The organism is Flavobacterium sp. (genome assembly GCF_044377315.1).
In the GTDB taxonomy this organism is placed as follows: domain Bacteria; phylum Bacteroidota; class Bacteroidia; order Flavobacteriales; family Flavobacteriaceae; genus Flavobacterium.
On sequence record NZ_JBILJG010000010.1, the window covers coordinates 71,873 to 81,075 of the forward strand.

Sequence of the window (9,203 nt, forward strand, 5' to 3'; positions counted from 1 at the left end):
TAATTTTCTTTCTAAAAATTATCGAAAGGTTTATATTAGCAGGATTTTTAATTACTAATAATTTTTAATTTAACTATATAATATGTCTGACGGAGAAAAGTTAATTCCTATTAACATAGAAGACGAAATGAAATCAGCTTACATCGATTATTCGATGTCAGTTATTGTATCAAGAGCATTGCCAGATGTACGTGACGGATTAAAACCTGTACATCGTAGAGTATTGTATGGAATGTATGATTTAGGAGTAACTTCAAAAACTGCCCATAAAAAATCGGCCAGAATTGTTGGAGAAGTATTAGGTAAGTACCATCCTCACGGTGATACTTCTGTTTATGATGCTATGGTTCGTATGGCGCAAGAATGGAGTTTGCGTTATTTATTAATTGATGGTCAAGGTAACTTCGGGTCTGTAGATGGCGATAGTCCAGCTGCAATGCGTTATACCGAGGCAAGAATGAAAAAAATGTCGGAAGACATAATGGCAGATATAGATAAAGAAACAGTTGATTTTAAACTAAACTTTGACGATACTTTATATGAGCCAACAGTTATGCCAACAAGAGTTCCTAATTTGCTTATTAATGGAGCATCTGGAATTGCAGTTGGTATGGCAACCAATATGGCACCTCATAACTTGACAGAAGTTATTGACGGAACTTTAGCTTACATCGACAATGAAGAAATTGAAATAGATGAGTTAATGACACATATAAAAGCTCCAGACTTTCCTACTGGTGGTGTTATATATGGTTATGAAGGCGTTCGTGAAGCTTTTAAAACAGGTCGTGGTCGTATTGTTATGCGTGCCAAAGTAGGCTTTGAAGAAGTAGAAGGTCGCGAATCTATCATCGTTACTGAAATTCCTTATCAAGTAAATAAGGCTGAAATGATTAAAAAAACAGCCGATTTAGTTAATGATAAAAAAATAGAGGGTATTGCCAATATTCGTGATGAATCGGATAGAAATGGCATGCGTATCGTTTACATATTAAAAAGAGATGCCGTTCCGAATGTTGTTTTAAATACTTTATATAAGTACACGCAATTGCAATCTTCTTTTAGTGTAAACAACATTGCATTGGTGAAAGGAAGGCCACAAATGTTGAATCTAAAAGATTTGATTCACTATTTTGTTGAACACCGTCACGATGTAGTAGTACGCAGAACACAATATGAATTAAGAAAAGCTGAAGAAAGAGCACATATTTTAGAAGGTTTAATCATTGCTTCTGATAATATTGACGAAGTTATTGCTTTAATTCGTGCTTCTAAAAACACTGACGAAGCTCGTGAAAAATTGATGGAACGTTTCAAATTGTCTGATATTCAATCTAGAGCAATTGTTGAAATGCGTTTACGTCAGTTAACAGGTCTAGAACAAGATAAGTTGAGAGCTGAGTACGAAGAAATAATGAAATTGATTGAGCATTTGAAAGCATTATTAGCAAGCAAAGAACTTAGAATGCAATTAATTAAAGATGAATTAATCGAAATTAAAGATAAATATGGCGATGAGCGTCGTTCTATAATTGAATATTCGGGTGGTGATGTAAGTATTGAAGATTTAATTGCCGATGAAAATGTAGTAATTACAATTTCGCATGCTGGTTATATCAAAAGAACGCCATTAACAGAATATAAAACTCAAAATAGAGGTGGAGTTGGTCAAAAAAGTGCAGGAACAAGAGATCAAGATTTCTTAGAAAACATGTACGTGGCAACTAACCACCAATATATGATGTTTTTTACTCAAAAAGGAAAATGTTTCTGGATGCGCGTTTATGAAATTCCTGAAGGAAGCAAAACTGCCAAAGGAAGAGCATTGCAAAACCTTATCAATATAGAAAGTGATGATAAAGTAAAAGCATTTATCTGTACACAAGACTTAAAAGATAAAGATTACACAACAAGCCATAACCTTATTATGGTTACCAAAAACGGTATGGTTAAGAAAACTTCGTTAGATAAATATTCTAAACCAAGAGTTAATGGTGTTGCAGCTATTACTATTAAAGATAATGACGAACTGCTTTCTGCTGAATTAACAGATGGAAATAGCCAAATTATTTTAGCTGTTAAATCTGGAAAATTAGTTCGTTTTGAAGAAAGCAAAACCCGTCCAATGGGAAGAACTGCCTCTGGAGTTCGTGGAATTCGTTTGAAAGACGAAACCGATGAAGTAATTGGCATGGTTTCTGTAAATGACATGAACAGTGAAATTCTAGTAGTTGCCGAAAACGGATACGGAAAACGTTCAAGTTTAGAAGATTACAGAATTACAAATCGTGGAGGGAAAGGTGTTAAGACATTAAATATAACTGAAAAAACAGGAAAATTAATTTCGATAAACGCAGTTACAGATGCTGACGACCTGATGATTATTAACAAATCTGGATTGACTATTCGTATGGCGGTTGAAGATTTAAGAGTAATGGGTCGTGCAACGCAAGGTGTAAAGTTGATTAATCTTAAAGGTAGTGATGCCATCGCTGCGGTGACAAAAGTTATGAAAGATGATGTTGAAGAAGTCATTGTTGATGAAGACGGAAATGTTATTGAAGCTGCCGTAATCGAAAGAGTTAAGCCCGTTCTTGAAGTTCTTGAAGAGGATGATGTTGCAGATGACGATGACGACGATGATGATGAAGTAGAAGATGAAGCAGACGAAGCTGAAGAAGACGATTCTGATGATGAATAATTAATTAATTCAGTACAAATTCCAATACTGTTTTATTATTGGAATTTGTATCATTATAAATTTTAAATTAAAACCTAAAAAATGAAAAGTAAATATGTACTACTAGCGTCAGCATTATTGATTTCAGTAAGCAATTTTGCTCAAAAAAATGAAATTAAAGCTGCAGAAAAAGCACTAAAAGCGGGTAATGCTGTAGAAGCAAGAACACTTTTACAACAAGCCGAACCATTACTTACAGCAGCTACTGATGCTGAAAAAGCACAGTTTTTATTTGTAAAAGGAAATATCGCTTTAGATTTAGCTACCAAAAACATTGAAACTTCAAAAAATCTTTCTGAAGCAGCTAAAGCATTTCAAGATTTAGTAGCTGCCGAAAAAGTAACTGGAAAATCTAAATATACTTCGCAAGCTACAACTTCAATTAGTGATATTAAAAACAAATTAGTAAATAGCGCTGTTGAAAAAGGAACAGCCAAAAACTATAAAGAAGCTTCAGCGTTACTTAAACAAGTATATGATTTAGATATTAATGATTTAGAAAAATTGTATTATGCAGCAAGTTATGCTGTAAATGGCGGCGATTATGAAACTTCTTTAGCTTATTATAATGAATTAAAAAATAAAAATTATTCTGGCGAAGGAACTTCTTACTATGCAAAAAGTTTGATTACTGATCAAGAAGAAATGTTTAGTACAAAAGCCGAAAGAGATAAAATGGTTATTTTAAAATCACATAAAGAGCCAAGAGATGAAAAAATTCCTTCTAAAAAAGGGGAAATTTACAAAAACATCGCCTTGATTTATGTGCAACAAGGTAAAAATGAAGAAGCAAAAAAATCTTTATCAGAAGCTAGACTAGCTAATCCAGATGATACATCATTAGCAATGGCAGAGGCAGATTTGTATTTAAAATTAGAAGATTTTGCGACTTACAAAAAATTAGTAACTGAAGTTTTAGAAAAAAATCCAAATGATGCAGATTTGTTTTATAACTTAGGTGTAATTTCTTCAAAAACAAATAGTGCTGATGCAGAAGCTTATTACAAAAAAGCAATCGCTATAAAACCAGATTATATAAATGCTTATTTGAATTTAGCTATCATAAAGTTAGATAGTGAAAAAGCTATCATTGACGAAATGAACAAATTAGGAACTTCTGAAAAAGATAACAAACGTTATGATGTTCTTAAAGCAAAAAGAGAAAATATTTTTAAAGAATCATTACCTTATTTAGAAAAAGCCTTTGAATTAAAACCAGACAATGAAGATGTTTCAACTACATTATTAAATGTATATGGAGCTTTAGAAATGACTGCACAGAAAAAAGCACTTAAAGCAAAAATAGGGAAATAATAATTTATTAAACATACAAAAAAAAGGTTCAAATGTGAACCTTTTTTTTATATAATTTTTTTAATAACTCTTAGTTTGTGAGTATGTTTATTGACTTCGGCGTTATAAATGCCAAGATGATCTAAACGGTCAATTCGTACTTTTCCGCTAGCATGAATTATATAATTATCATCCATAATAATTCCAACGTGAATTATATTTCCCTCTTCATTGTCAAAAAAGGCTAAATCGCCAGGTTCACTTTCTTCAATAAAACTTAAAGCTTCTCCTTGATTAGCTTGTTGTGAAGCATCTCGTAATAATCTATAACCATTTAGTTTGTAAACCATTTGTGTAAAACCAGAACAATCAATTCCGAAAGGAGTTTTTCCACCCCATAAATAAGGTGCGTTCAAGTACATGAAAGCGGTATTAATTAAATTTGATTTTGGTTTTTGCCCGCTTATTTTTAAACCCTCAAAATCATAATTTTGAGTATTAATTTCATTGTGGCTCAAAAATGAAAGCGAAGCGCCAAGAGGAATTGGTATTAATAAATTATTTAGGCCTGTTATATATTCTATCAAATCAGAATTCAAAATAATTGAATCACTTGATAGTTGCTGATAATCAGCTTCGGAAATAATTTGAAACTGTTTAGAATCTATCCATCCTTCATATCCATCATATTGCAATTTGATTTTCGTCCATTGCTTTTGTTGTTCAAGAATTTCAAAATGTTCACCAAACAAAACTTGAGAAACAATTTCACTTCTATCGCTAGGTTCAATTCGCAGAGGAATAATAGCAAGATTACAAATTCCGAACATTTACTTATTTTTCAGTTATCAATTTTATTAATTAAACTCTTTCAATCACTATAGCAGAAGCACCGCCACCACCATTGCATATCGCCGCAGCTCCAATTTTAGCATTATTTTGTTCTAATACATTGATTAGGGTTACAATAATTCTAACACCAGAACAACCTAACGGATGACCAAGCGAAACTGCGCCTCCATTTACATTTACTTTACTATTGTCTAATCCAAGAATTTGAGCATTCGCTAATCCAACAACTGCAAAGGCTTCATTGAATTCGAAGAAATCAACATCTTTTACTGAAAGACCAACTTTGGCTAATGCTTTTGGCAATGCTTTAGCTGGTGCAGTTGTAAACCATTTAGGTTCTTGAGCAGCATCTGCATAACTTTTTATATAAGCCAAAGGTTTTAATCCTAATGATTGTGCTTTTTCTTCGCTCATAATTACAACTGCTGCAGCACCATCATTTATAGTTGAAGCATTGGCTGCTGTAACAGTTCCATCTTTAGTAAAAACAGCATTTAAAGAAGGAATTTTATCCAATTTTACATTTGTAAATTCCTCGTCTTTAGTTACCATAATTGGTTCGCCACGTCTTTGCAGAACAGCAACTGGTACTACTTCATTATCAAATTTTCCAGCTTCCCAAGCTTTTGCAGAACGTTCATATGATTGAATAGCAAAAGCATCCTGAGCTTCTCTAGTAATTTTATATTCAGAAGCGCACAAATCTGCACTAACACCCATAGCATTGTTGTCATAAGCATCAACCAATCCATCTTTTTGCATTCCGTCAAGCATAGAAGTTGGTCCAAATTTTACACCATTTCTCATGTGAACATAATGAGGAATCAAACTCATATTTTCCATTCCGCCCGCTACAATAATTTCGGCATCACCAGCCATAATTGCTTGTGCGCCTTGCATAACTGCTTTCATTCCAGAAGCACAAACTTTGTTGACTGTTGTAGCAATAACTGAATTTGGAAGTCCAGCAAAAAGAGCCGCTTGTCTTGCAGGAGCTTGCCCAACACCAGCTTGAATAACGTTACCCATTATTACTTCATCAACTAAATTTACATCTAAGTTAATTTTTTCTAAAGCGCCTTTTATAGCAGCAGCTCCAAGATGTGGAGCTGTAACAGTAGATAATGTACCCATAAAACTTCCAATTGGAGTTCTTGCTGCCGAAACGATTACAACTTTTTTCATGTTTAAGATATTTTGTGTGTTACAATACTATTTCGATTTTGTGTAAACCAAATAAGTATCATAAATATATGATTGTTTGTTTGATTTGCAAATTTACTATTTTTTAATTTAAAACCATTTTTATATGAATTTTTCATAATTAATTTATTGTTGACAAAGTATTTTTTCTATATTAGATTGATTTATAGTTAGTTTAAAAAAATGTTGTTTTATTATTTAAAAAAAGCATCTAAATTGTTGTAAATATTATAATGAAACGTTACATTTGCAACCGCTTAAAGAGAAAAGTTCTTATTTTTATATATTGAATTTGGAGAGTTGCCTGAGTGGCCGAAAGGACATGTTTGCTAAACATGCGTATGGGAAACTGTACCAAGGGTTCGAATCCCTTACTCTCCGCATTTTTCGGGGTGTAGCGTAGCCCGGTTATCGCGCCTGCTTTGGGAGCAGGAGGCCGCAGGTTCGAATCCTGCCACCCCGACTTTTAATAGTTACTATTAAAAATGGTTCCATAGCTCAGCTGGATAGAGCAACGCACTTCTAATGCGTAGGTCGAAGGTTCGAATCCTTCTGGGATCACACTTAATTACTCGAATACCTTATTTTTATGGTGTTCGAGTTTTTTTTTATCTTTGTGTGACCTTTTATGAGACTTTAAATATTGAGTGCAATGTATAAAAATGGTGTTACATTTCCAACTTATCTTTTTTTTCAAAATGATTTATTACAGATTGATAATTTAACTTCGATTAAATACCTGATTGAGTCATCTAAAAAAATCTGTTTAGACGATAAGAGTAATTTTCAATTTAATATAAACCTTGTCATTAATGAAAATAATTTTTCAGAACTAATTAGAACTTTTTTAATTCTCTTTCCCTATATAAAATTTTCCCCTTCAGAAGAATGTATTGAAATTACTGTAAAGCCTAAATATATTGATTTACCTCAAATTAATAATCTTTTTGGAGACAGGGTTGATTTGGAATTCATTGATGAGTTGGTTGGTGTATTAAAGGAAAATACAAATGTTGAATATTTTGATGAGACTTTGTTTTATACAAATTTTTATAATGTAGTTTATAAATTATTTTTCATCGATTTGTTGAAGTGTTTTAAGATGACGTTGAAAAATGAATTAATGTTTGATATAAAGCAAGAGTTGGAAAAATATAAAGAATATGAAAATATAATTTTAAATAAAAAATACTTCACGGAAATACAATACGAAAAATGTCGAAGTTATGTATTGAATTTTAGAAAATCGCTTAAACCATCTTCTAAAGTTGACATCTACGATAAATTACTTGAATTAAATGATTGCGTAGAAGTTGATAATAAAAAATTATTAAATTTTATTTTTGATTGTATAACGTTTAAAGAAAAAATATCGATAAGTTCACAGAATAAAACTTTAAGGGAATTTCATTGGAAATTAGGACGTAAAATTTTAAAAAAGTCCTTTTTAATCTATGATAGCCCTAATTCTCTATCTTTTGTTAAAGAATTCAGTAAAATGAGTTTGCGTTACCATAATAAATAAATTTTGTATTCCAAGTTAAAATCGCTCAAATTCCACTCTTAAAATGATTAGAATTTGAGCGGTTTTCTATTTTCTATGACTACCCAAGTCTATAAATTTGCTTTTATTAAATAATCTCAAAATAAAGCAAGTATGAAGAATTTAATTAAACAAAAATTTTTTAGTAGAGCAGAAGCATCAGAATTTTGGCGATGTAGTGAAAGAACAATAGATAGAAGAATTAGGGATGGGTTAATTAAAGCAAAAAAATTATCTCCTGCTAAAGGAGGTAGGGTTTTAATTTACATTGACAGTATGAGCGATGAGTATTATAATTGTTAAACTCATAAGCAAATGAAACATATTTTTACCAAAACCTTTTCGAGAAGGACAAAACAAGGATTTATTTCCATACGAAAAGCAACAAGTATAAAAGTCTATGAAGATGAAACCAATCAACAATGGATTCCTTTTACAGACCTTGAAGTCATCAAATATAATCGAGCAAAAAAGATTAGACTTTTCTTTGAAACTTATTCGTGCAGGGAAAGATATTCCCTAATAGAATACGTGATTGACCATTACGACAATGATAAATTAGATAGGTTCTTTTTTGCGCTCAAAAAGGCTTTAAAAGAAAACGGTTCGGAACTACTCGGATTTATCCGTCTTGTAGACATCGGAGAAAGTGGAGGTGTTCATCATCACATAGTTGTATCGATACCGAAAATAAATGTCAAAGGTAAAGAATTACCGAAACACCTTAAAAGAACTTTTAATGGTCGGAAAGTACACGGAGAGTTTGTGAAAAACATTAATAAAATAATGAACTATTATATACCGAAGGAAATAGTCGAATTAGGTATCAGAAAAAGAACGTTTGTTCGTTCGCAAAAGTTTAAAGAAATAAAAGCAAACTTTTTAAACAATATTCACAACACATCACTAAAACAAATAATCAAATACTAACATATTAAAACGAATTACGATGGTAAATAACCCAATAAAAACAAGACTTTGTCCTTACTCAAATACAATGTTTGAAGCCAAAAGACAAAATCAGATTTATCGCTCTGCTTCTGATAGAATTTCTCACAACAATTTGCTTAATAATTTACTTCGTAAAAAGTTAAGTTTTATCAATAAACAATTACTTAAAAATTACAAAATTGCCGATGCTTTAATTGGCGATTTTACTGATGTTTCTGTACATAAACAATTTTTACGTGGAAAAGGATTTTCCTTCCAAATGTTTACTCACGTTTCAGATAAAGAAGACGAAATAGTTTTTGGATTATATGACATCTCATTTTTGAAATTAACCGATGAAGATTATTACTATTTATACCGAACAAAATGATAGACTACGATTTAAACAAAATAAAGATTTTACCTGCCGACCATATCGCTCTTAAAGACTATGATTATGCTGTAGGGGTTGACAAAAAAAATAAAGTATTAGAAAAAATGGTTTTTGGACTAATCACAGCAGGAGTGTTAGTTTTAATTTATTATACAATAAAAGATGCAGAAGAGAGAAATAAAAAACAGAATTAGTGTTGGTAATATGAACCAAATTCTAAAAGAGCAATTATTTAAAGACAAGTATGT

9 protein-coding genes and 3 tRNA genes are annotated in these 9,203 nt (G+C 31.5%); 10 read left to right on the plus strand and 2 right to left on the minus strand.

Features of this window, described 5'->3' with window-relative positions; genetic code table 11:
• Positions 1-82 precede the first annotated feature (82 nt).
• Together gyrA and ACIQ66_RS04805 are read left to right on the plus strand one after the other, a co-directional pair.
• Entirely contained in the window at positions 83-2,701 is a 2,619-nt protein-coding gene (gene gyrA, locus ACIQ66_RS04800) for a DNA gyrase subunit A (RefSeq protein WP_396211670.1), read from the plus strand.
• An 81-nt stretch (positions 2,702-2,782) separates the two neighbouring features.
• Entirely contained in the window at positions 2,783-4,054 is a 1,272-nt protein-coding gene (locus ACIQ66_RS04805) for a tetratricopeptide repeat protein (RefSeq protein WP_396211671.1), read from the plus strand.
• Between the two features lie 47 nt (positions 4,055-4,101).
• On the opposite strand, the gene ACIQ66_RS04810 is transcribed toward ACIQ66_RS04805, so the two are convergent.
• Both ACIQ66_RS04810 and ACIQ66_RS04815 read right to left on the minus strand, forming a co-directional pair.
• Positions 4,102-4,863, minus strand: coding sequence for an NlpC/P60 family protein (locus tag ACIQ66_RS04810; protein WP_396211672.1), 762 nt, complete (start codon positions 4,861-4,863; stop codon positions 4,102-4,104).
• A 31-nt stretch (positions 4,864-4,894) separates the two neighbouring features.
• Entirely contained in the window at positions 4,895-6,070 is a 1,176-nt protein-coding gene (locus tag ACIQ66_RS04815; RefSeq protein ID WP_396211673.1) for an acetyl-CoA C-acyltransferase, read from the minus strand.
• Between the two features lie 312 nt (positions 6,071-6,382).
• Between ACIQ66_RS04815 and ACIQ66_RS04820 the strand changes: the two genes are divergently transcribed.
• The 8 genes from ACIQ66_RS04820 (at position 6,383) to ACIQ66_RS04855 (ending at position 9,149) form a co-directional block, all read left to right on the plus strand.
• Positions 6,383-6,469 (plus strand) — tRNA-Ser (locus ACIQ66_RS04820).
• A 7-nt stretch (positions 6,470-6,476) separates the two neighbouring features.
• A tRNA-Pro gene (locus ACIQ66_RS04825) sits at positions 6,477-6,551 on the plus strand.
• A gap of 24 nt (positions 6,552-6,575) precedes the next feature.
• Positions 6,576-6,649, plus strand: a tRNA-Arg gene (locus ACIQ66_RS04830).
• 91 nt (positions 6,650-6,740) lie between these two features.
• Positions 6,741-7,613, plus strand: a complete 873-nt coding sequence (locus tag ACIQ66_RS04835) for a hypothetical protein (RefSeq protein WP_396211674.1) — start codon at positions 6,741-6,743, stop codon at positions 7,611-7,613.
• 132 nt (positions 7,614-7,745) lie between these two features.
• Positions 7,746-7,934, plus strand: a complete 189-nt coding sequence (locus ACIQ66_RS04840; protein WP_396211675.1) for a hypothetical protein — start codon at positions 7,746-7,748, stop codon at positions 7,932-7,934.
• Positions 7,935-7,946: 12 nt separating this feature from the next.
• Complete coding sequence (locus ACIQ66_RS04845; RefSeq protein WP_396211676.1) at positions 7,947-8,561, plus strand: hypothetical protein; 615 nt, start codon at positions 7,947-7,949, stop codon at positions 8,559-8,561.
• Between the two features lie 19 nt (positions 8,562-8,580).
• Positions 8,581-8,952, plus strand: a complete 372-nt coding sequence (locus ACIQ66_RS04850; protein ID WP_396211677.1) for a hypothetical protein — start codon at positions 8,581-8,583, stop codon at positions 8,950-8,952.
• Positions 8,949-9,149: a hypothetical protein gene (locus ACIQ66_RS04855; RefSeq protein ID WP_396211678.1), complete on the plus strand. Its 201-nt coding sequence runs from the start codon at positions 8,949-8,951 to the stop codon at positions 9,147-9,149. Before ACIQ66_RS04850 ends, ACIQ66_RS04855 begins: the two co-directional genes overlap by 4 nt.
• Positions 9,150-9,203: the final 54 nt, after the last annotated feature.